The organism is Micromonospora sp. WMMD1155, from assembly GCF_029581275.1.
Classification (GTDB): Bacteria; Actinomycetota; Actinomycetes; order Mycobacteriales; family Micromonosporaceae; genus Micromonospora.
The window spans coordinates 464,011-486,210 of sequence record NZ_CP120742.1 but is presented as its reverse complement, the minus strand read 5'-3'; the positions used below and the strand labels follow the sequence as shown (position 1 = coordinate 486,210).

At 72.8% G+C, this 22,200-nt stretch carries 22 protein-coding genes; 12 read left to right on the top strand and 10 right to left on the bottom strand.

All coding sequences use genetic code 11. The features are described 5' to 3' along the window. Nucleotides 1-55: 55 nt before the first annotated feature. On the top strand, nt 56-202 hold the full coding sequence (locus O7617_RS01970) for a hypothetical protein (protein ID WP_165435705.1): 147 nt from the start codon (nt 56-58) through the stop codon (nt 200-202). 49 nt (nt 203-251) lie between these two features. Further along, the gene (locus O7617_RS01965) at nt 252-1,007 is read left to right on the top strand and encodes an EcsC family protein (RefSeq protein ID WP_282261077.1); all 756 of its coding nucleotides are present in this window, start codon (nt 252-254) and stop codon (nt 1,005-1,007) included. A gap of 16 nt (nt 1,008-1,023) precedes the next feature. On the opposite strand, the gene O7617_RS01960 is transcribed toward O7617_RS01965, so the two are convergent. Together O7617_RS01960 and O7617_RS01955 are read right to left on the bottom strand one after the other, a co-directional pair. After that, a complete protein-coding gene (locus tag O7617_RS01960) occupies nt 1,024-1,875 on the bottom strand; it encodes a GDSL-type esterase/lipase family protein (protein ID WP_282261076.1) in 852 nt (283 codons plus the stop codon). A 120-nt stretch (nt 1,876-1,995) separates the two neighbouring features. Further along, nucleotides 1,996-2,589, bottom strand: coding sequence for an antibiotic biosynthesis monooxygenase (locus O7617_RS01955; RefSeq protein ID WP_282261075.1), 594 nt, complete (start codon nt 2,587-2,589; stop codon nt 1,996-1,998). Between the two features lie 122 nt (nt 2,590-2,711). Here O7617_RS01955 and O7617_RS01950 point away from each other — a divergent pair, with 122 nt between their 5' ends. The 5 genes from O7617_RS01950 to O7617_RS01930 are packed head-to-tail and all read left to right on the top strand — an operon-like array spanning nt 2,712 to nt 7,274. Beyond that, complete coding sequence (locus O7617_RS01950) at nt 2,712-2,975, top strand: DUF6343 family protein (protein ID WP_282261074.1); 264 nt, start codon at nt 2,712-2,714, stop codon at nt 2,973-2,975. Nucleotides 2,976-2,987: 12 nt separating this feature from the next. Beyond that, nucleotides 2,988-4,403, top strand: coding sequence for an NADP-dependent succinic semialdehyde dehydrogenase (locus O7617_RS01945; RefSeq protein WP_282261072.1), 1,416 nt, complete (start codon nt 2,988-2,990; stop codon nt 4,401-4,403). Between the two features lie 42 nt (nt 4,404-4,445). After that, the gene (locus tag O7617_RS01940; protein ID WP_282261070.1) at nt 4,446-5,411 is read left to right on the top strand and encodes a TIGR03885 family FMN-dependent LLM class oxidoreductase; all 966 of its coding nucleotides are present in this window, start codon (nt 4,446-4,448) and stop codon (nt 5,409-5,411) included. A 37-nt stretch (nt 5,412-5,448) separates the two neighbouring features. After that, on the top strand, nt 5,449-7,020 hold the full coding sequence (locus O7617_RS01935) for a Na+/H+ antiporter (RefSeq protein ID WP_282261067.1): 1,572 nt from the start codon (nt 5,449-5,451) through the stop codon (nt 7,018-7,020). After that, nucleotides 7,017-7,274 carry a UBP-type zinc finger domain-containing protein gene (locus O7617_RS01930; protein ID WP_282261065.1) on the top strand — a complete coding sequence of 86 codons (258 nt, stop codon included), beginning with the start codon at nt 7,017-7,019 and terminating at the stop codon, nt 7,272-7,274. Before O7617_RS01935 ends, O7617_RS01930 begins: the two co-directional genes overlap by 4 nt. Here O7617_RS01930 and O7617_RS01925 read toward each other — a convergent pair. From O7617_RS01925 to O7617_RS01910, 4 genes are all read right to left on the bottom strand, one after another. Beyond that, nucleotides 7,250-8,524 (bottom strand): MFS transporter, encoded by a 1,275-nt coding sequence (locus O7617_RS01925; protein ID WP_282261063.1) that lies wholly within the window; start codon nt 8,522-8,524, stop codon nt 7,250-7,252. The two genes, O7617_RS01930 and O7617_RS01925, sit on opposite strands and share 25 nt — an antisense overlap. Nucleotides 8,525-8,592: 68 nt before the next feature. Further along, nucleotides 8,593-8,868 carry a hypothetical protein gene (locus tag O7617_RS01920; RefSeq protein ID WP_282261061.1) on the bottom strand — a complete coding sequence of 92 codons (276 nt, stop codon included), beginning with the start codon at nt 8,866-8,868 and terminating at the stop codon, nt 8,593-8,595. Nucleotides 8,869-8,927: 59 nt separating this feature from the next. Then, entirely contained in the window at nt 8,928-10,178 is a 1,251-nt protein-coding gene (locus O7617_RS01915) for an HNH endonuclease signature motif containing protein (protein ID WP_282261059.1), read from the bottom strand. Nucleotides 10,179-10,318: 140 nt separating this feature from the next. Then, entirely contained in the window at nt 10,319-10,885 is a 567-nt protein-coding gene (locus O7617_RS01910; RefSeq protein WP_282261058.1) for a hypothetical protein, read from the bottom strand. 394 nt (nt 10,886-11,279) lie between these two features. Between O7617_RS01910 and O7617_RS01905 the strand changes: the two genes are divergently transcribed. Further along, complete coding sequence (locus O7617_RS01905) at nt 11,280-11,945, top strand: HAD family hydrolase (RefSeq protein ID WP_282261057.1); 666 nt, start codon at nt 11,280-11,282, stop codon at nt 11,943-11,945. A gap of 50 nt (nt 11,946-11,995) precedes the next feature. Here O7617_RS01905 and O7617_RS01900 read toward each other — a convergent pair whose 3' ends face one another. Further along, nucleotides 11,996-14,605, bottom strand: a complete 2,610-nt coding sequence (locus O7617_RS01900) for a glycoside hydrolase family 9 protein (RefSeq protein ID WP_282261056.1) — start codon at nt 14,603-14,605, stop codon at nt 11,996-11,998. 260 nt (nt 14,606-14,865) lie between these two features. On the opposite strand from O7617_RS01900, the gene O7617_RS01895 reads away from it, so the two are divergent. Next, a complete protein-coding gene (locus O7617_RS01895; RefSeq protein WP_282261055.1) occupies nt 14,866-15,591 on the top strand; it encodes a protein phosphatase 2C domain-containing protein in 726 nt (241 codons plus the stop codon). A 9-nt stretch (nt 15,592-15,600) separates the two neighbouring features. On the opposite strand, the gene hrpB is transcribed toward O7617_RS01895, so the two are convergent. From hrpB to O7617_RS01880, 3 genes are read right to left on the bottom strand one after another with little or no spacing between them, the layout of a single operon-like run. Then, nucleotides 15,601-18,141 carry an ATP-dependent helicase HrpB gene (gene hrpB / locus O7617_RS01890; RefSeq protein ID WP_282264609.1) on the bottom strand — a complete coding sequence of 847 codons (2,541 nt, stop codon included), beginning with the start codon at nt 18,139-18,141 and terminating at the stop codon, nt 15,601-15,603. Nucleotides 18,142-18,169: 28 nt separating this feature from the next. Next, nucleotides 18,170-18,370, bottom strand: a complete 201-nt coding sequence (locus O7617_RS01885; protein WP_282261054.1) for a DUF397 domain-containing protein — start codon at nt 18,368-18,370, stop codon at nt 18,170-18,172. Nucleotides 18,371-18,411: 41 nt separating this feature from the next. Continuing rightward, nucleotides 18,412-19,236, bottom strand: coding sequence for a helix-turn-helix transcriptional regulator (locus O7617_RS01880; protein WP_282264608.1), 825 nt, complete (start codon nt 19,234-19,236; stop codon nt 18,412-18,414). Between the two features lie 183 nt (nt 19,237-19,419). Here O7617_RS01880 and O7617_RS01875 point away from each other — a divergent pair, with 183 nt between their 5' ends. The 3 genes from O7617_RS01875 to O7617_RS01865 are packed head-to-tail and all read left to right on the top strand — an operon-like array spanning nt 19,420 to nt 22,193. Further along, the gene (locus O7617_RS01875; RefSeq protein ID WP_282261053.1) at nt 19,420-20,046 is read left to right on the top strand and encodes a GPP34 family phosphoprotein; all 627 of its coding nucleotides are present in this window, start codon (nt 19,420-19,422) and stop codon (nt 20,044-20,046) included. A 48-nt stretch (nt 20,047-20,094) separates the two neighbouring features. Next, nucleotides 20,095-21,606 carry an APC family permease gene (locus O7617_RS01870; RefSeq protein WP_282261052.1) on the top strand — a complete coding sequence of 504 codons (1,512 nt, stop codon included), beginning with the start codon at nt 20,095-20,097 and terminating at the stop codon, nt 21,604-21,606. Then, entirely contained in the window at nt 21,603-22,193 is a 591-nt protein-coding gene (locus O7617_RS01865) for a GNAT family N-acetyltransferase (RefSeq protein WP_282261051.1), read from the top strand. Before O7617_RS01870 ends, O7617_RS01865 begins: the two co-directional genes overlap by 4 nt. Nucleotides 22,194-22,200 lie beyond the last annotated feature (7 nt).

The window sequence follows — 22,200 nt, the reverse complement described above, 5'->3', positions numbered from 1 at the left end:
ATGTGTTGCGGGTTAGGGGTACACATGACGCAGGGATCATCGACAGGAGGACGCCATGTCACTGATGCAGCGAATCACCACGTTCCTCAGATCGCCGAAGGGGCAGCAGTTGGTGGAGCGAGGCCGCCGGGAGATGGCGAAGCCGGCCAACCAGCAGAAGCTCAAGGGGCTGGCGGCCCGGCTGTCCAACCGCCGCCGCTGACCGCTCCATCGGCCGCCCTGTCCGCCATCTCCACCCCTGGGGAGACCCGGTGACCGACACCCCACCCGTCGGCGGCCAGCCCGCCGTTCCCACTCCACAGCCGTCCGCCGGCCAGCCGGCCGGGCCGGTGGACGCCCCCGAGGGTCCGCCGGCCCGCCTCTGGGACCGGATGCGCGACGACCCGCAGTACGCACCGGAACACCTCGCCCTGGAGGCCGTCCGCCGGCTCGGGCCGGAGGCCGCGCAGTGGGCCGCTCGGGCCCGGGCCGAGCAGCCCGGCGTGTCGGCCGACGTCCTCGCCGACCAGGCGACCCGCAAGTTCGTCAACCTGGCCCGGCTGTCCGGCGCGGTGTCGGGAGCGGCCGGGCTGCCCGGGGCCGTGATCGACGTGGGCGTGCTTGCCTGGACCCAGGCGCGGATGGTGCTGCACATCGCCGCCGCCTACGACGTCGACCCGCTGCACGGCGACCGGGCCACCGACCTGCTGGTCCTCCAGCGCGTGCACAAGGTCGCCGAGAGTGCCCGGTTGGCTCTCGGCGTGGCCGCCGGTCGGGAACGCGCCGACGCGCTCTTCGGCCTGCGTGGCCAGCGCCCGCTCGGTCGGGTCATGCTGCAACTCGGCGTCCGCCTGGCCCAGATGGCCGGTGTCCGGGCCGCCAAGCGGATGGTCGCCAAGGTCATCCCCGGTGCGGCGATAGTGCTCGGCACCTGGGCCAACTCGTCGGCCACCAAGGATCTCGCGAAGCGGTCCCGGGCTCTCTTCCGCTCCCGGGGCGCCTCCGTACCGGAGCCCCGCCAGCGCTGACGGTCGGCCGGGCCGGTCAGCTCGCCAGGCCGGAGGAGCGCCAGGTGACCTCGGCGATGCGGCCCTGACCGGTGGCGTTGGGGTGGAACCAGTCCAGCGGGTTGAGCAGGTCCAGGGTGAACCGGACCTTGTGCACCGCGCCGCCGTCGTGCCGGCAGCGTGAGCCGTACGCCCGGCAGGCCGCCACCAGTTCGGTGTTGTACGCCTGGATCCGCTCCCGCACGGCGGCCCGGCGTGCCCGGTCGGCGGGCGCCGTCGAGGTCGCCTCGGCCAGCAGGGCCGGGCAGATGCCCCGCCGCCAGGCGCGGACGGCCCGGGAGTCGCCGTGCCCGACCTCCCAGAGCCGGTACAGGTCGGGGATGCTCACCACCAGCACCCGGGCCTTCGGGCGGCCCGTCCGCAGCACCCGTAGGCCCCGGTCGACGTCGGCGCGGAACTCGGCGACCGGCGTCATCGCGTCCGCCCCGCCCCGGCAGACGTCGTTGGCGCCGATCAGCACGGTGACGTAGTCGGGGCGGTCGCGTACCGCCGCCCGGGCCTGGCCCTCCAGGGCGTCCGCGCGGGCGCCGGGACGGGCGTGGTTGTACGTCCGGTCGCGGATCGCCGAATCCTGCTCCAGCAGCCGACGGTAGTGGCTCTGCACCCGCAGGCCGTCCCCCGTCGACCAGGAGTTGCGCTCGCAGGACGTCAGCACCAGGCAGGACGCGAAGCCGGTGGTGATCGAATCGCCGAGTGCGGCGATGCCGCCCGGCCCGCCCGACGGCGGGGTGCTCCTGGTGGGGCGGGGGTCCGCGGACGTGCCGCCCTCGCAGGCCAGTGCCACCAGGGCCGCGAGACAGGCCAGGGCGGCGACCCAGCGTCGAGGCATGATGTCTCCCGTTCCGGCAGCACAGAGCGACAGCGCGGTAACTCTATGCGCAGGACGGGGTTTGTCGGGAAGTTGCTGTCGGCTATGCGGCAGAGCGCCGACGTGGGCGCTGGCGGGGTGCTATAAGCCCCGCCAGGGCGCCCGCTGGCCGTGCAGCCACCAGTGCAACGCCCTGGTGATCCGGGGCAGCACCAGGTACGTCATCAGCGGGGTCAGGCAGAGCGTCATCAGCAGCACCCGCGCCGCCAGCGGCACCGCGTCGAGGAAGTGACTCGTCAGCAGTGTGGCGCTGAGGCTCAGCGGAAAGAACGCCAGCCAGATGGTCACCGCCTGCTTCCAGCGGGGCGGCGACGCGGGCGGGGCCGGCTCCACCGGGTCCACCGAGTGCTCCGACGGCGGGTCGAACCAACCCTCGATCCCGGTACGCCGCTCGACCCGGGTGTGCTCGACGATGCCCTGCGCCGAGCTGAGCCACCAGTGCCGCTGCGGGGACTCCTCCCACCGGCGCAGCGTCTCGGCGTCGGCGAATCGGTAGAGCATGTGCCACTCCGGCGAACCCGGGCCGCTCTGCACCCAACCGGCGCCGAGGAACCCGGGGAACGCCTCGGCCAGCGCGGTGCCGGCCCGCATCCAGGCCACCATCTCGCTGGACCGGCCCGGGTCGACACGGCGGGCGATGGCGACGGTCACCGGCACGGTGAGGGTCATTGACATGCGCCCATCCTGCGGTCGGCGGGGCTGCGGCGCGAACGGATGTAATCGAGCACACCAGCCCGCCGGGGGCTGGGAGCGCGCACCGCCGGTTAACCCGGCCGATCGGGGGTAGGTGCGTGGGTATGACGAGATCGCAGCCCCGGCGCGCCCGTGGCACGGTCGGCCACGCCTACAGCGCGCTGAACCTCCGGCTCACCCTCGCCGGCTTCGGGCTGGTGATCATGGTGATCTTCGCGGTGTTGGCGTTCTGGGCCGGCATCGCCTGGCTCGGCGTGCTCTGTGCGATCTTCGCGGTGGTCGCCGTGGTCGACCTGGTCGTGATCCAGCGCCGCCGCGCCGCCCGCCGCCGCGAGGAGCCGGGCGTACGACACTCGCTGTTCGAGTGACAGGAGGACGAGATGCCCCACATCGCCACCACCAACCCCGCCACCGGACAGGTGCTCAAGACCTATGAGGCGATGTCCACCGAGCAGCTCGACGGCGCCATCGAACGCACCGACCTCGCGTACCGGCAGCTGCGGACGACGACAGTCGACCAGCGCGCCCGGTGGATGAACGCCGCCGCGGACCTGCTCGACGCCGAGCGCGACGAGATCGCCCGGATCATGACCACCGAGATGGGCAAGACGTACGTGGCGGCGCAGGCCGAGGTGACCAAGTGCGCCACGGCCGCCCGCTTCTACGCCGACAAGGCCCCCGCGTTCCTCGCCGACGAGCCGGCCGACGCCGCCGCCGTGAAGGCGACCAGGGCGTTCATCCGCTACCAGCCGATCGGTGTGGTGCTCGCCGTGATGCCGTGGAACTTCCCGCTCTGGCAGGTGATGCGTTTCGCGGCACCGGCGTTGATGGCCGGGAACACCGGCCTGCTCAAGCACGCCTCGAACGTGCCGCAGACCGCCCTGCTGCTGGAGGACGTGTTCCGCCGGGCCGGCTTCCCGGAGGGTGCCTTCACCACGGTGCTGGTCGGCTCGGACGCCGTCGACCGGATCCTGAGCGACCCCCGCGTGCGCGCCGCCACGCTCACCGGCAGCGAGCCCGCCGGTCGGTCCATCGCGCAGATCGCCGGGCGGGAGCTGAAGAAGACCGTCCTGGAACTCGGCGGCAGCGACCCCTTCGTGGTGATGCCCTCGGCGGACGTGGACCGGGCCGCCGAGGTGGCCACCACCGCCCGGTGCCAGAACAACGGCCAGTCCTGCATCGCCGCGAAACGGTTCATCGTGCACACCGACGTGTTCGACGCCTTCGCCGAGAGGTTCGCCGCGAACATGGCCGCCCTGCGCGTCGGCGACCCGATGGACTCGAACACCGACGTCGGCCCGCTGGCCAGCGAGCGGGGCCGCGACGAGGTGCACGCCCAGGTCCGCGACGCGGTCGACAAGGGCGCGACGGTGCTCTGCGGCGGCGAGCTGCCCGGCGGTGACGGCTGGTTCTACCCGCCGACGGTGGTCACCGACCTGACCCCGCAGATGCGGATGTGGTCCGAGGAGGTCTTCGGTCCGGTCGCCGGTCTGTTCCGGGTCTCCTCCTACGAGGAGGCGATCGAGGTCGCCAACGGCACCAGCTTCGGCCTCGGCTCGAACGCCTGGACCCGGGACCCGGCCGAACAGGAGCGCTTCGCCACCGACCTGGACGCCGGGAACGTCTTCGTCAACGGCATGACCACCTCCTATCCGGAGCTGCCCTTCGGCGGGGTGAAGAACTCCGGTTACGGGCGGGAGTTGTCCGAGCTGGGTATGCGGGAGTTCTGCAACACCAAGACGGTGTGGGTGGGCGAGGGCGCCGCCTCGGCCGGTGCGGGGGCACACGCGGAATAGCGCACGCATCAGGCGACGCCGACGTGGGTAGGAAGTGCGCCCATGACGACGTTCGGATTCCACGCCTCGCACGAGCAGATCGGTCCGCGCGCCCTCCTGAAGGCGGTGACGCACGCCGAGCGGGCCGGCTTCGACGCCGCCATGTGCTCCGACCACTTCTCCCCGTGGAGCGCCCGGCAGGGCCAATCCGGCTTCGCCTGGTCCTGGCTGGGCGCCGCGCTGCAGGCCACCGGTCTGCCGTTCGGGGTGGTCAACGCACCCGGTCAGCGGTACCACCCGGCGATCATCGCGCAGGCCATCGGCACCCTCGGCGCGATGTACCCGGGCCGTTTCTGGGCGGCGCTGGGCACCGGCGAGGCCAGCAACGAACACATCACCGGCGACCCGTGGCCGCGCAAGGACGTCCGCGCCGCCCGGCTGCGCGAGTGCGTGGACGTGATCCGCGCGCTGCTGGCCGGCGAGGAGGTCAGCCACGACGGTCTGGTCCGGGTGGACCGGGCCCGGCTGTGGACCCGCCCGGAACAGCCGCCCGCGCTGGTCGGCGCCGCCGTCAGCGTCGCCACCGCCCGCTGGTGCGCCGAGTGGGCGGACGGGCTGATCACCGTGAACGCGCCGACCGCGCACCTGCGCGAGATGATCGACGCGTACCGGGACGCCGGTGGGCGCGGGCCCCTGCACCTGCAGGTGCACGTCTCCTGGGCGCCCGACCAGGCACGGGCCGAGGCCATCGCGTACGACCAGTGGCGCAGCAACGTCTTCGCCCCACCGGTGTGTTGGGACCTGGAGACGGCCGAGCACTTCGACGCGGTCTCCGCCGACGTTCCCGCGCAGCGGGTCGCCGAGGTGGTCAACGTGTCGGCGGACCTGGGCCGCCACGTCGGCTGGCTGGAGGAGTACCTGGAACTCGGCTTCGACCAGATCGCCCTGCACCACGTCGGGCAGGAGCAGCGCGACTTCATCGACGCGTTCGGCGCCGAGGTGCTGCCGAAGCTGCGCCCGGCCGGCTGATCGAGGCCGTCCTCCCGTACCCCTAGGCTCGTACCCCATGGAAAGCCTGTTTCCGGTCGTCGTCTTCCTGGCGATCGCCACCCTGGGCGCCGCGCTGGCCCGCCGGCTCGGCCTGCTCGCGCCGATCGTGCTGGTCGTGCTCGGCCTGGCGCTGTCGTACGTGCCGGGCTTCCCGCAGGTGCACCTCGAGCCCGAGTTGGTGCTGATCGGCATCCTGCCGCCACTGCTCTACGTGGCGGCGCTGGAGACCTCGGTGCCGGCGTTCAAGAACAACATCCGGCCGATCCTGCTGCTCGCGGTCGGCCTGGTGCTGTTCACCGCGTTCGTGGTCGGGTTGGTGCTGCACCTGCTGCTGCCGCAACTGCCGTTCGCGATCTGCCTGGCCCTCGGCGCGGTGGTGGCCCCGCCGGACGCGGTGGCCGCCACGGCGGTGGCCCGGCGGGTCGGCCTGCCCCGCCGGGTCGTCACCATCCTGGAGGGGGAGAGCCTGGTCAACGACGCCACCGCGCTGGTGCTGCTGCGGGTGGCGACGATGGCCACCGTCGGCTCGGCGGTCGGCACGGCCGACGTCGCCATCGAGGTGCTGCGGGCCACCGGCGGCGGCATCCTGATCGGGGCGCTCGGGGCGGTCGTCTTCGGCTTCCTGCACCGGCGGATCAGTGACCCGCTGCTGGACAACGCCCTGTCGCTGATCATCCCGTTCGCCGTGGTGTTCACCGCCGAGCACCTGCACGCCTCCGGGGTGGTCGCGGTCGTCGTCACCGGCCTGGTGCTCGGGCACAAGCTGCCCCAGTTGCTGTCGGCGGCGTCCCGCCTGCAGACCGGCGCGTTCTGGCGGCTGGTCCGCTTCCTGCTGGAGGGCCTGGTCTTCCTGCTGGTCGGACTCCAACTGCGGGAGGTGCTGCGCGACCTCGACGAGCCGATCGGCTCGCTCGCCCTGATCACGTTCGCGGTGCTCGCCGCCGTCTTCCTCACCCGGTTCGTCTGGCTCTTCCCGGCCACCTACCTGGCCCGGTTGGTGCCCCGGGTCCGTCGCCGCGACCCCAGGCCGTCGCCGAAGTTCCCGATCATCATCGGCTGGGCCGGGATGCGCGGCGTGGTGACCCTGGCCGCCGCCCTCGCGTTGCCGCTGACCCTCGCCGACGACGAGCCGTACCCCCGGGCGTTGTTCATCTGGTTGGCCTTCGCGGTGATCGTCTTCACACTCGTCGGCCAGGGAGCCACGCTACCGTTGGTCGCGCGTCGGTTGCGGCTGCCACCGGACGACCCGGTGCAGGACGCGCTGTCCGCGGCCGGTGTGCAGCAGCAGGCCAGCCGGGCCGCTCAGGAACGCCTCGACGAGTTGGCCGACAGCGCCCCGGAGGTGGTGGTGGACCGGCTACGTCGAGCGGTGGAGGACCGCACCAACATGGCGTGGGAACGGCTCGGTGGCACCGAGCGGGAGACCCCGTCACAGGCGTACGGTCGGCTGCGGCAGGAGATGATCGACGCCGAGCGGGACGTGTTCCGGGCTGCCCGGGACTCCGGTCAGATTCCTGAGGAGGTGCTGGTGCGGGCCTATCGTGACCTGGACCTGGAAGAGTCGTTGCTGCGGGAGGTCGAGAAGTGAGCTGTCAGCACCTGACCGAGGCGGGTGCCGTCGAGGCGCGCACCCCCGACGAGTGCGCGGACTGCGTCGCCGTCGGCGACACCTACTGGGTGCACCTGCGTACCTGCCTGAGCTGCGGGCAGGTCGGCTGCTGCGACTCGTCGCCGAACCAGCACGCGAGCAAGCACTTCGCCTCCACCGGGCACCCGGTGATCCGCTCCGCGCAGCCCGGCGAGGCGTGGCGCTGGTGCTACGTCGACGAGGAGATCGGCTGACCAGCGGCGGGTAGCGGCTCGGCGCGGTTCGCCAGGGCCCGTCGGGTCAGCGGTGGCACGGCCAGACCGGTGACCGCGAGCAGCCCGGCCAGGGCCAGCCAACCGGCCGGGCCGCCGCCGAGGACCAACCAGGTCAGCAACGCCGGTCCGGCCGCGCGGGCCAGCCCGGCGAGCAGCGTGTCGGCCCCCTGGTAGGCGCCGATGGCGTCCGGGGCGGCGAGGTCGTAGGCCAACGCCGCCCCGGACGCGCCGTGCCACAGATCGCCCAGCGTGTAGATCACCGTCGCGCCCAGGAGCAGACCGATCGCGGCCACGGTGGGCACGACGGCGGTCACGGCCCAGAGCAGCATCCCGGCCGCGAGCACCAGGCCGGCCCGCCGCATCGTCGCCGCCGCCGGCACCGCGTGCCGGGCGCTCCCGCTGAGCCGTACCGCGAGCAGCACGGTGAGCACCGTGTTGACCAGCAGCACGGCCGCGACCGTCACCGGGGGCGCGTCGGTGCGGGTCACCACCCACAGCGGCAGGATCAGCGTCAGCGCGACCCAGTGCAGGGAGAGCACTGCCGAAGCGCCGGCGACCGCGAGGAAGCGCCCGTCGCGCAACGCGCGACCCGGTCGTGGCCGGACGGACCGCCGGACCGGCGGGTACGACGGCAGTCGCATGATCAGCGCCGCCGACAGCAGATAGGTCACGACGTTGCCGACCACCAGCAGCCGGTACGCCCACCCGGTGTCCGCCACCAGCGCGAACGCGGCCAGCCCCGCGCCGAGCGTGACGCCCAGGTTCGCCACCGCGCGGAGGGTCGCGAAGGCGTGCACCCGGCCCTCCGGACCGCCGACCGCGGCGACCAGCGCGGCGCGGACCGCCAGGTTGCCGGAGACCAGCAACGCGTCCACAGTGGCCACCAACAGGAAAACCGGAAAGGAGCCGACCAACAGGTACGCGGCGGCGACAACGGCCTGTGCCAGCTGCAGGACCGCACGCAACGCTCGGGGATCACGCCGGTCGGCGAGCCCACCGAACGGCACGCTCGCGGTGAGCCCGACCAGGCCTGCGATGGTGAGCCCCCACCCCACCTCGGTCGGCGTGAGCCCCACGGAGCGGGTCAGGTAGAGCGCCGCAGCCGTCACCCACAACCCCGTGCCGACAGTGTTGGCCAGGGTGGCCAGCGACAGCGTGCGCAGCCGACCGGGCGGCGGCAGCGGCGACAACGACCGCCAGCGGCCACGAAACCCCGCCCGGGTGCCCATCCACCGACCCTAGAGCCGCTGCCCGCGTACCGATGCCCCGCACAGTGCGGCCCCGGTCACATTCCGTGTCAGGTCATCGACTGATCCCGCCGGCCGTCCTGCCCGGTCGTGCGGACGGAACTGACGAACCAGCCACCTGATCCGACATCTATCGGCTTGTCGACCCAGGGCTGCACGATGGCGGCGACGTCCGAGGTCACCGGCCACACGTCGACAACCCACCCCTGCGGCGTCACGTCGACGTGTGCGCGCAGTGGCTCAACGACATCCGGCGGCAGAACCCACGAACTCTCCAGCGAGTTGTGCGCGCCGAACTCCTCGACCACGTTCACGACCAGCACCATCCCAACCTAGCCATGACAACCCGCCACCTCCCGACCGGCTGGGTGTGGACCGGGGACCGTCAGGTCCGTCGGTGATACTGGTTGCGGCGGGGGAGTTGGTCGGGATCGAGCCAGGCCGGCGGGACGAACTCCGGGTGGCCGTCGCCGCCGAGCCGGACCGCCCACTCGCCTCGGTGGACGTGTCGGTGATGGTGGGCGCAGAGCAGTACGGAGTTGGCCAGGCTGGTGCCGCCACCGTCGACCCAGTGGTGGATGTGGTGGGCGTCGCACCAGCGGGGCGGGCGGTCGCAGCCCGGGAAGGCGCAGCCGCGGTCGCGCAGGACGAGGGCGCGTCGCAGAGGCCCGGTGACCAGTCTGCGTTGCCTGCCCACGTCGAGCGTCTGGCCGCTGCCGCCGAGGACGGCCGGCAGGATCGCCGCGTCGCAGGCGAGGCGACGTACCGTCTCCGGGGTCACCAGTGGCCCGGTGTCGAGGGTGCCTGCGTCGAGCTGCCGGGTCAACACGTCGAAGCTGGTGGTGACGACGACCTGGGCGGGCTCGCCGCCGTGCTCGGGTAGCTCACCGGTGCGCAGAGCGAGCCGGCAGAGGTCGGCGAGCGCGTCGTGACGGCGTTGCCCGGTACAACGACGATCGTCCGGACCGGTCGGCGCGGTCAGGGGATCGAGCGCGGCGCGCAGCAGACCGGCCGCCTCGGCATCCAGGTTGCCGGACAGTCGCAGGCGACCGTCGCGTAGCTGGGAGAGCGTGACGTGACGGTCCCGTTCGGCTCGACGCGCCTCGGCCTCCAACGCCGCCCGCGTCGCGGCTTCGGCGACCTCCGGGGCGACGTGGTCGAGGACCCGGGTGCCCACCTTGCGCAGCAGGGCCGGCTCGAACTGCCCGGCCCACTCGACCAGGACACCTACCGCTTTCTCGGCCGCCTCGGCACCAGCGGCCGTGTGCACAGTGCGGACCGTGTCGCTGATGACCCGGGCCTGCTCCACGCTGATGTCTCCGCTGGCCAACGCGGCGCTCACCCCGGGCGCTCCAGCGTCGAGCGCGGCGGCGAGATCGACCAGCCGGCGAGCGGCGGAGACGCTGAGACGCAACCGGTCCCGCAACCACACCGCCGTCGACGACGCGCCCTGCGTCAGGGCCGTGCCACGGCCGTCCACCTCGCGCACCAGGGCCAGTTGCACGGCCGCCAGGCGCTGCTCGAGCCGGTGCGCGGCGTCGAGTGCCGCGACGAGGTCGTGCTCTGGAAGAGCCCACACTGAGGCGTCGAGGCAGTCCGCGACTGCCGCCTCCGCCTGCGCCAACCCCTCCAACATGAACCGAGATTAGAACACGTGTACGACATTTTCGTCTCCTGGTGCGGACACCGCAGCGCGGCGATCGAAGGGCCCCTGGATGCTCGTCCCCGGCCTTCCCGCCCACGGTCATGGGGTGTGGGGATTGCTCTCGGTCGGCCTCAGTGGGCCACGCGGTCGGCGAGACGTTCGGTGGCGAGGCAGGAGACGAGGCAGCGTTCCTTGGCGTTGCCGCTGAGTCGGGCGGTCCAGTCGGTGAAGCCGCCGTCGCCGATCTCCAGGTCGCCGCCGAGGATGCTGATCCGTAGGGCGCAACCGGTGTAGTAGCCGCGGGCGCGGGTGCGTTCCGGTTCGTCCACGAGCGGCACCGTGCTCCCGTCCAGCGCCGGTCGGACGGTGTCGGCCAGCCGCTCCTGGGTCACCTGGTCGTCGAAGGTCGTGACGTGCAGTTGAGGGGCCGCCGTCGGCGCCAGGTCGGCCAGGACGGTCTGCCGGTAGGTGAGGTGCCGGATCAGCAGTCGGGCCTGGGTGCTGTCCGAGCCGACGGCCCGGGCGCTGGACACCAGGGCGAAGAGCCGGAAGTGCGCCGACATCCCGGGTCCGAAGTCCTGCGCCCGCAGCACGCGGTGGACGGCGGCCAGGTGCACCTCTTCCTGGTGACGGCGGCGCAGGGCCGCCTCGATCGCCAGGGCGTTGGTGGGGTCGCTCACCACCTCGCCGGCCCGCACGGTCGCGGGCCACTCCTAACAGCAGGCTGCGCAGGTCCGCACCGGACAGTCCGGCCAGTGCGGCCCGCGATCCCGCCGGCATCGCCGCCCACACCCGACGCTCCGAGTCGGTCAGATCACCGATGCCCATGGCCCCCACCATGGCCTACCCGGAACGACGGATCCACCGGGTTTGGCGCGCGCGGTTGGTGAATCGTTCACGACATCAGCTCGACAGCACCCGGCAAGCACTGGTGGTCTCCTCGCCCGCCGCCCGCCGCCCGCCGCCCGCCGCCCGCCGCCCGCCGCCCGCCGCCCGCCGCCCGCCGCCCGCCGCCCGCATGCGGTGCGGGGAGCGCGGGCGTCGGTCGCCGCCTATGATCCGCCGAATGGTGCATCAGGACGGGGGCCGGGCGTGATCAGTGCGGTCTTCTTCGACGTCGGCGGGACGATCATCGACGAGTCCCGCGAGTTCGCCGACTGGGCGGACTGGCTCGGCGTTCCACGGCACACGTTCTCGGCGGTCTTCGGTGCGGTTGTCGCCCGAGGGCTGGACTACCAGGAGACGTTCCGAACCTTCCGCCCCGACTTCGATCTCGCCGCCGAACTCGACCGTCGCGCGAGGGCCGGTCGGCCGGAGACGTTCGGCGAGGAGGACCTCTACCCGGACGCACGAGGGTGCCTGACCGCGTTGCGGGACCAGGGGCTGTTGGTGGGCCTGGCCGGTAACCAGCCGGCCCACGCCGAGGCCACCCTGCGCGCTCTCGGCCTTCCCGTGGACGTCATCGGCACCTCGCACGGTTGGGGCGTGGCGAAGCCGTCGGCCGCCTTCTTCGAGCGGGTCGTCGCCGAGGGTGGCGGGGACGCGTCGTCGATCCTGTACGTCGGCGACCGGCCCGACAACGACGCCCGTCCGGCGCTGGCGGCCGGGCTCGAGGCCTGCCTGATCCGGCGTTCGCCGTGGGGGCACATCCTCGACCTCCCGGCCGTGGCCGAGCAGTGCCTGTTCCGGATCGACTCGCTCGACGACCTGCCGGGTCTGGTCGCCGAGCACAACGCGGCACGCGCCCGGGGCGGGTAGCCCTGTGGTGGCCGCCCCGGGGGGAGGGGCGGCCACCACAGGAACCAGCGTCAGGTCAGCGAGCAGGCCGACCCGTTGACGGTCACCAGACCGGGACCGGGATTGGCGCCGCCGGTGGTCGTCGCGTTGAAGCCGAACGTCACCGAGCCGCCGGGTGCGACCTTGGCGTTGTACGACTCGTTGCGCGCGGTCACCGTCGCGCCGGACTGGGTGACCTTCGCCAGCCATGCCTCGCGGACCCGCTGGTCGCCGGTGAACGCGAACCGCACGTTCCACCCGTTGACCGCCGTGGCGCCGGTGTTGCGGACGGTCAGCTGGGCGGTGAACCCGGTGCCACCCTGCCAGGCGCCGTAGTTGGTGTAGGCCACCGAGCAGGTGGTCGCCGGCACCGCGCCGGAGTCACCCTGGTCGGCCAGGAACGAGGCAATCCAGGTCAGCGCCGAGTTCCAGTTGATCGCCACCTCGTTCGTCGAGTACGAGTTGATGTCGTCGACGTAGCAGAACATCGGCTCGCACCCGGCCAGCAACTGCGCCACGAACGGGTCCTGGAGGGCCGCGTTCGGGCCACCGGCGATCGAACCGGCCGGCGGCCGGGGCATCGTCGGGTCGAGTTGGTGGCCGAAGATGCGGCTGTGCTGGTTCTGTGCCGCGTGCTCGCCCCAACCGGTGACGTAGGAGATGTTCAGGGCGTTGCGACCGAGGATGTAGTCCATCGCCTGCACGGCGCCGTCGCGGTAGGCGGCGTTGCGGGTCAGGTCGAAGGCGGTGGCCAGGACGACGGCGTTGTTGATGACGTTGCTGTTGCCGCCCCAGAAGTAGCTGTCGGCGTCACCGGGCATCGGCAGCCCGTACGCCTGCCGGCGCAGCTCGGCCAGGTACGTGTCGGCGGCGGCGGTGACCGAGGCGCGTACCCGGGCCAGGTCGGCGGCGGGTAGCCCGTTCGGCACGGTCGCCAGGTCGAGGCGGCCCAGCGCGGCGACGCTCTGCCAGCCGAAGCCGCGCGGTTCGAACACGTCGCCGGTGTGGTGCGGCGACGCGGTCAGGTCGGTCAGGTAGGTCTGTGCTCCGGTGGTCAGGTACAGCTCGACGGCCGCCCAGTAGAACTCGTCGGAGACGTTGCTGTCGTCGTACGCGCCGCCGCCGGTGCCGTCGGTCGGGCTGGCGTACACCGCCGGGTTGGCCTTGGCCGCGCTGTAGGCGGTCTTCGCCGCGGCGGCGCAGCGGTTCGCGAACGCCGCGTCGTAGGGGGCGAACAGGCGCGCGCACTGGGCGGCGGTGGCGGCCATGTTGAGGGTCGCGGCGGTCGACGGCGGGTGCAGCTCGCGCCGCTGCGGGTCGTCCTCCGGGGCGAGCGGCAGCCCGGTCCAGTTCTGGTCGTGGATCTTGTGGTGGACCATTCCGGCGAGCGGCTTGCCGGCGGGCACCTGCATGCGCAGCAGGAACTCCAGCTCCCAGCGGGCCTCGTCGAGGATGTCCGGTACGCCGTTGCCGCGCTCGGGCACCCGCAGGGTGCTGTCGCCCAGCGCGGCGCCGCCGTCGGCGGTGGCCGCCGTCTTGGTCCGCTCGAAGGTGCTCAGCAGCTGGTAGGTGGCGATGCCGCCGTTGACCACGTACTTGCCGTGGTCGCCTGCGTCGTACCAGCCGCCGCGCACGTCGAGGGAGTAGTCGCAGACGCCCGGCTGGCAGGGCACGTTGGTGTCGCCCTGGTTGGGTGCCACGCCGAGGTGACCGGCGGGGCGGGCGTACTCGTCCCCGATCAGGTCACCGTCGATGGCGATGCCGCTGCGCTGGGCGTAGAAGAACTGCAGCGAGTCGGAGCGCAACCGGTCGTAGAGGGTGCCCGAGATGTCGAACGGGTGGCTGGTCTCGCCGTCCACGGTGAGCGTCAGCCCGCTGGCCGGGGTGCGGTAGCTGGAGAAGTCGACGGTGTGCACGTTCTGCCCGGAGGCGGCGTCGACACCGCGTGCGGTGGTGGTGCCGCTGGCCACGACGGCGCCGGCGGAGGAGCGCAGCTGCCAGGGCAACGCCGCGGTGGCCTCGGTGACGACGGTGGCGTTCTTCGGCCCACCGGGCAGGTAGCCGACCTGGTTGACGCGCACCCGTGGCCCGGTGTCCGGCACGTACGGCTCGGGGGGCTCGCCGCCGCGCAGGGAGACGTCGTCCAGGCAGATGGTCTGCGCCTCGGCGGCGCCACCGACCTGGAAGATCAGTTGGGCGTTGGGGTTGGTGTCCGGCACGGTGAAGGTCTGCTCGACCCGCTGCAGGGTGCCGGTCGCGGTGGCGTCCACCGCCGCGTACGTGGTGTAGGGGGCGCTGCCGAGCTGCAGTACGGCCTTGACGGCGGCGCCGGGGGTGGCGGAGACGGCGAAGCCGAGGGTGTATTCGGCGCCGGCGATCAGCGGCACGCCGTCCTGGCCGATGCCGGCGTCCCACGGGTTGGCCAGCCCACCGGCGACGGTGGTGCAGAGCCGGCCGTCGGTGACCGCGAGCGCGCCGGTGCCGAAGGAGAACCAGGGGCTCACTCCGGCGCTGAAGTCGCCGTTGTCGATCTGCTCGGGTGCGTCCGGGGGTGGGTCGGCGTGGGCCGCGCCGGCGCCCGCGCCGGTGAGGGCCAGAGTGGTCGCCGCAGCCAACAGCAGGCGGCGTCGGGATGACGTCACGGGGAGTCCTTCCGGGACGGAGACGGGACGGTGGTGGCGACAAGAAGCTGGGAGCGCTCCCAATATCGGCTCGATGTTTCCAGCGTCGGTAGACGATGTCAATTGATCCGGTTGGATGGGTTGGGGCGTCCGACGAGGGCGGTCGGTGTGCGGGGTGGGCCGACACGCGGTGGCACCAAGACGTGAGATTGGCCGCGCCACGCGCCGTCGTCCTGATCTCCTAGAGACAACTGCGCCCTTCGCCTGGCAGGCTGCCTCCCATGACCCTGAAGCTGCGTTCCGTGGGAACGAGCGATCCTGGGCTGATCCGCAGCGGGAACCAGGACGCCCTGCACGCCGGCACCTGGCTCGTCGCCGTCGCCGACGGCATGGGCGGGATGGCCGCCGGCGACCTGGCCAGCGCCCTCACCATCGACGCGGTCGCCCCGCTCGACGTGGAGACACCCGAGGACGCCCTGGTGGCCGCGCTCGAAGGCGGCATCGCGTTGGCCACCTCCCGGATCCGCCAGGCGGTCGCCGAGGATCCCGAGCGTCAGGGCATGGGCACCACCCTCACCGCCCTGCTCTTCGCCCGTACCGGCAGTTGCCTGGCCCTGGCGCACGTCGGCGACTCCCGGGCCTACCTGTACCGCGACGGCGTGCTCAAGCAGGTCACCCGCGACGACACGTTCGTCCAGATGCTGGTGGACCAGGGCGTGATCACCCCGGACCAGGCCAGCAGCCACCCGCGACGCGCCGTGGTCACCCAGGCGTTGCAGGGCGACGAGGTCTCCCCGGCGTACGCGACGATGGTGCCCCGGGCCGGCGACCGGTGGTTGCTGTGCAGCGACGGGCTCTCCAACGTCGTCCGTCCGGACACCCTCACCGAGGTGCTCGCCGGTTACCCGGACCGGGCGGAGTGCGTCGGCAAGCTCATCGACCTGGCGCTGCACGCCGGCGCGCCGGACAACGTCACCGTCGTGGTGGCCGACGTCGCGGAGGAGTAGCGCCGACGATCAGCGCCGCCGTGGCGTGGCGTGCCGGGTGGGCGTCGCCGTTCCCGGGTCCTCCGGCCACGGGTGCCGTGGATAGCGCCCGCGCAACTCGGAACGGACCTGCGGGTAGCCGGTGCGCCAGAACGAGGCCAGATCGGCGGTGACCGCCACCGGCCGACCGGCGGGGGAGAGCAGGTGCAGCAGCACCGGCACCCGTCCGTCGCCGACGTGTGGTGCCACCGCCCAACCGAACGTCTCCTGGAGCTTCACCGCCAGCACCGGCGCGGCCGGGTCGGTGTAGTCCACCCGGATCCGGGACCCGCTGGGCACCTCGATCCGCTCCGGGGCCACCGCGTCCAGCCGGGCCGCCAGCGGCCAGGGCAGCAGCCGGCGCAGCGCCGACGTCACGTCCGCCCGGGCCAGGTCGGCGCGGCGTCGGGCGGCTGCCAACTCCGGCCCCAACCAGGTCGGCGCCGCGTCGAGCAACGTCTCGTCGCCGACGTCCGGCCACGGGTCGCCGAGGTGGTGCCGGAGGAACGCGAGCCGCTCGCGCAGCGCCCGCGCCGACGGTGTCCAGGACAGCAGGCCCAGGCCCTCCTGACGCAGACCGGTGAGCAACGCCTCGGCCACCTCGGCCCGGTCCGGCCGGTCCAGTCGCCGCTGGACCAGCTCGATCGCGCCCAGCCGGGTCACCTCCCGGGCCACCACGTCCCCGTCGGCCCAGCCCACCTCCCGTTCCGTGCGCAGCAGTGGGCCCGCCGCCTCCCGGGCCGTCGCCTCGTCCACCGGCGAGGCCCGGCGGATCCGCGCCGCCCGCGCGCCGGGCGTGCGGTCCGCGACGGCCACCGCCAGCCAGTCGGCACCGGCCAGCCCCGAGCCGGCCGTCAGGTCCGCGGCGGTCCCGCCCGTCATCAGGTACGCCGAGCCGCCCGGCCGCCGCACCCGGGCCAACCGTTCCGGGTACGCCAGACCGACGAGCAGCCCGGCGGCGAGATCGTCGCTCAACGCACCCGCGGTGGCCCGTCCCGTCGAGTCGGTGGCCCGACCGTTCGCCCCATCGGTGGGCAGCGCGGCCCGCAGCCGTCGTACCTCCGTGCGCCAGCGGGCGGTCGTGCCCGCGTCGACACCGGCTCGCAGCCGACGCCAGCCGGCCACCAGGTCGTCGCCGGGGCCGGCCACGCTCTCCTCGGCGAGGAGGGCGACCACCTCGGCCGCCCGGTCGGCGCCGACCCGGTCGGCGCCGTCGAGCAGTGCCCGGGCCAGTCGGGGGTGCGCCCCGGCGGCGGCGATCGTCCGTCCCCGGGTGGTGATCCGGCCCTCGGCGTCGACCGCTCCGAGGGTGTGCAGCGTGTCCCGGGCCACCGTCATGGCGGCGACCGGTGGCGGGTCGGGCAGCGCGAGCCCGACACCGTCCGGCCGACCCCAGGCGGCCAGCTCCAACGCGAAGCCGCTGAGGTCGGCGGTGGCGATCTCCGGTTCGGGGCGCGCGGGCAGCCGCTCATGGGTCGCCTCGGACCAGCACCGGTAGACGTACCCGGGAGCCTCCCGACCGGCCCGGCCCGCCCGTTGGGTGGCGGCGGCTCGGGAGACCGGCACGGTGACCAGCGCGCCCAGCCCTCGGGCCAGGTCGATGCGGGGCACCCGGGACAACCCCGCGTCCACCACGACCCGCACGCCCGGGACGGTCAGGCTGGTCTCGGCGAGCGCGGTGGCCAGCACGACCCGGCGTCGATCGGCGGGACGCAGGGCGGCGTCCTGCTCGGTGCCGCGTTGACGGCCGTGCAGCGGCAGCAGCGCGACAGTCTCCCGCAGGTCGGCCAGGCGGCCGGTGACCGCCGCGATCTCGCCGGCCCCGGGCAGGAAGACCAGCACGTCGCCGTCGCGTTCGCGCAAGGCGCGCCGGACGGTGGCCGCCACGTGGTCGAGCAGGGCCCGGTCCACCGGCCCGGCCCCGGGTGGGGCGATCGGGCGTGGCGGCGGCGACCAGATCCGCGTCACCGGGTGCAGAGCCGCGTCGGCCCGTACCACCGGGGCCGGGGCGGACCCGCCGAGCAGCGCGCCGAACCGGTCGGTGTCCGGGGTGGCGGACATCGCCAGCAACCACAGGTCCGGCCGGAGGGTGGCCCGGGCCTCCACGGTGAAGGCCAGCGCGAGATCGGCGTCGAGCTGTCGTTCGTGGCACTCGTCGAGCAGCACGGCACCCGTGCCGGGCAGCTCCGGGTCGTGGTGCAGCCTGCGGAGCAGCAGACCGGTGGTGACCACCTCCACCCGGGTGTGCGGCCCCACCCGGCGTTCGCCGCGGACCGCGTAGCCGACGCGCTCGCCCACCCGCTCGCCGAGCAGCTCGGCCATCCGTCGGGCGGCGGCGCGGGCCGCCACCCGACGGGGTTGGGCGATCACCACCCGGCCGGTGACCCGGTCGGCCACGGCCAGCGGCGCGAGGGTGGTCTTGCCGGTGCCCGGCGGGGCCACCAGGACGGCGGTGCCGGCCCTGTCGAGTGCCGCGACCAGCGCCGGCAGCACCGGGCGTACCGGCAGGTCCACTGTCACGTCGGAGAGCACGGCCCAGTCTCGCACCGGCGGAGACACCTCAGCGGCGACGGACCTCACCGACGCCGGACACGAAGGCCCGCCAGGCTGCCGGGCCGAAGGCGAGCACCGGGCCGGTCCGGTCCTTGCTGTCGCGTACGGCGACTCGACCGTCGGCTGTCGCGACCTCCACGCAGTTGCCGTTGCCACTGCTGCGCGTGCTGGTGCGCCAGGCCGCTCGGGTCGGGTCGTGCGCGGTCATCCGTGGTACCTCTCGTCTGCGTCGGCGTGCCGCCGAAGCGGTCACGCAAAGTTACGAGAAGCATCCGAAAGGCGGGTCAAGGACGCCGTCGGATCGAGCGCCATCCGGCACAGCTCCTCGTGCAGAAGGCTATACCCGAGCACCTGGTCGGCCTCCTCCAGAGCCAGCCCCATCGTGAGGTTATCCAGGTAAACCACGGACGCGTCGGCGGCGTCGGCGAAGTTGAGGATCACGTACGGGGTGCTCATCGCGGGATGGCCGCCGGCTGCGAAGGGAAGTACCTGAATTGTCACGTTGGGTAACTGTGCGATGCGGCTCATGTGGATCAACTGTTCGGCCATCACGGCGGGACCGCCGACCGGGCGCAACAGCACCGCCTCGTTGAGCACCACCGAGAGGTGGACGGGGTTCTCGCGGCGCAGCACCTCCTGCCGGTGCAGTCGGGCGGCGACCTTGCGCTCCAGGCCGTCCTCGCCGGCGGTGCGTCGGAAGATCTCCCGGGCGTACGCCTCGGTCTGCAGCAGCCCCGGCACCGACTCGGCCTCGTACGTGCGCAACGCCGCCGCCTCGGCCTCCAGCCCCACGTAGAACTCGAACCACTCGGGCAGCACGTCGCTGTAGTTCTGCCACCAGCCGCGTTGCTGGGCCCCTCGGGCGATCTCGATCAGGGCCTCCGCGTCCGAGCCGGTGACCTCGTACAGGGCGAGGGCGGCACGGACGTCGCGGGGTTTGATGCCGATCTGCGCGGTCTCGATCCGGGAGAGGTTGCTCTTCGACATGTCGAGCTGGCGGGCGGCCACGTCGAGGGTCATCCCGGCGCGTTCCCGGAGCTGGCGAAGCTCCCGGGCGATGCGTCGGCGGCGCACGGTCGGGCTGGCGGCGGGTCGGCTGGTGGGGGTGGCGGTCACTGTCCGAGTCTGACAGACCAAGATCCGCAGGTCGTGCCTGCACGGAGTGCAACTTTCAAATCTGGGAGTTGCGTTGCAATAGCTCTCGGTGCATCCTTTCCCGGTCACGAACACTGTGGACACACCTGTGCGGGAGGACCGTTGCTCATCGCCGACGAGTTCTTCCTGATCGCCCACAACGACAGTCGTGGCAAGGCCAAGCTGCACCCCGCGGCGACCGGGTTCGGGCTGGCCGGCGGGCTGCTCGGCGAGCTGATCCTCTACGGACACATCACCGTGTCGGGCGGGCAGGTCACCGTCATCGACCGCCGTCCACCGGCGGACGCGCTGGCGCACACCGTGCTCGACCAGTTGATCGGCGAGCCCCAGCACCAGGAGCTGCGTACCTGGCTCAGCTTCCTGGCGCAGAGCGCGACGACCTCGGTGGGGGAGCGCCTGGCCCGGGCCGGCGTGCTGCGTCGGCAGGAGAGTCGACGGCTGCTGCGTACCTCGGTCACCTACCTGCCGATCGACCTCAACGCGGTGGCCTGGCCGGCGACCCGGCTACGGGCGCTGTTGGAGCGGCCCGACCCGCCGAACGTGCCGGACGCCCTGCTGCTCGGCCTCGTCGTGGCCGCGGGGCTGACCCGTGAGGTGCTGTGGAGCGCCGGTCCGCGCGCCCACCACCGGCTGAACGTCCTCATCCCCGCACTGCCGGCGCCGCTGAAGGAACTGGTCGGGCACACCGAGGCCGCCGTCGGCGCCGCCGTGCTGCGCGGCATCCCCTGATTTCCCCGGTAACCCCTGCCCCTCCCCCTCGACGACCGGAGTAGTCGTATGCCCCCGACATCGACAGTCGACCGACCCAGCAACGTCTCCGATGCCCTGGCCCGAGGCCGCCTCGGCATCCCTTCGGTGATCTTCTTCGTGCTCTCCGCGGCCGCGCCGCTGACCGTGGTCGCCGGCGTCGTCACCACCGGCTACGGCGTCATCGGGGTGACCGGCATCCCGCTGGCCTTCCTGCTGGTCGCCGCGGTGCTCGCCCTGTTCTCGGTGGGCTACGTGGCGATGTCGCGCCGGGTGGAGAACGCCGGTGCCTTCTACGCCTACATCTCCCGTGGTCTCGGGCGACCGGTGGGTGTGGGTGCCTCCTGGGTCGCGTTGATCGCGTACAACGCGTTGCAGGTCGGGCTGTACGGCACCATCGGCGCGGCGGCCGAGCCGGTGCTCGACCGGATCTTCGGTGGGCACCCGCACTGGGCGGTCGTGGCCCTGGTGGCGTGGGCGTTGGTCGGCCTGCTCGGCCTGCTCCGGGTGGACATCAACGGTCTGGTCCTGGCCGCGCTGCTGGTCGCCGAGATCGTGGTGATCCTCGTCTTCGACCTGGGACAGATCGGCAACCCGGCCGGCGACCAGGTCAGCTTCGCCGGCTTCGCACCGGACAACCTCTTCGTGCCGGGTGTCGGCGCCGTGCTGGTGCTGGCCATCCTGGGCTTCGTCGGCTTCGAGTCCGCGGTGGTCTTCAGCGAGGAGAGCAAGGATCCCAAGCGGACGGTGCCACTCGCGACGTACCTGTCAGTGGTGATCATCGCGGGGCTGTACGCGCTGTCGTCCTGGACCATGGCGGTTGCCGTGGGTCCGGACCAGATCGTCGCCGAGGCCGGCGAGCAGAGCGTCGGGCTGATCTTCAACCTGGCCGCCGCGCATCTCGGCGACACCGTGGTCACCATCGGGCAGGTGCTCTTCCTGACCTCGGTGCTCGCCGCGATGATCTCGTTTCACAACACCACGGCCCGCTACACGTTCGCGCTGGGCCGCGAGCGGGTGCTGCCCGCGGTGTTCGGGCAGACCTCGGCCCGGTCCGGCGCGCCCCGGGCGGCCTCGGTGGCGCAGAGCGTCCTCGGCCTGGTGGTCATCCTCGTGTACGCGGTCAACGGCTGGGATCCGGTGGTCCAACTGTTCTTCTGGGGCGGCACCACCGGCGGGTTCGGCGTACTGCTACTGATCGCCACCACCTCGGTCGCGGTGATCGCCTACTTCGCCCGCTCCGACGGCGGGGAGAACGTGTGGCGGCGGGCCGTCGCGCCCAGCCTGGCCAGCATCGCGCTCTTCGTGATCATCTGGTTGGCGGTGTCGAACTTCGCCAACCTGCTCGGCGTCGCGCCGGACTCCACCCTGCGCTGGGCGTTGCCCGCCGTGTACCCGGTGGCCGCCCTGCTGGGCATCGGCTGGGCGCTGGTGCTGCGCGCGAACCGGCCGGACACGTACGCCCGGATCGGCCTGGGCGCGGCGAGCAGCGCCGCCGTCGTCACGCCGGCCGCCCCGTCCACCGTGGAGGCGACCCGATGAGCGTGGTCATCGAGCGGCTCGGGCCGGAGGAGACCGCCCTCGTGGCGGGTCGGATCGCCGAGGCGTTCACCGTGCTGGAGGTGACGTACTGGTTGGTACCCGACGCGAGCAAGCGGGAGGCGGTGCTGGCCGGGGACTTCGAGATCCTGGTCGGCCACGCCATGCGGCACGGCATGGTGCACGCCACCGAGGACCGGGCGTCGGTGGCGGTCTGGTTCCCGTCGGTCGGCGAGCCGGCGCCGCCACCGGCGGACTACGACGCCCGACTGGCCGCCGCCTGCGGTGAGTGGACCGACCGGTTCCAGCACCTGGACGAACTGTTCGCGGCGAACCACCCGCACCCGGACCACCACCACCTGGCCTTCCTGGCGACCCGGCCGGACCGGCAGGGGCAGGGGCTGGGCAGCGCGTTGATGCGGCACCACCACGCCTGGCTGGACGCCAACGGGATGCCCGCGTACCTGGAGGCGAGCAGCCCGCGCAGCCGGGACCTGTACGCGAGGCACGGCTATCTGGCGGGCGAGCCGTTCCGGGTGCCCGACGGCACACCGTTCTGGCCGATGTGGCGGGAGCCGGCGGGGAACTGACACCGCC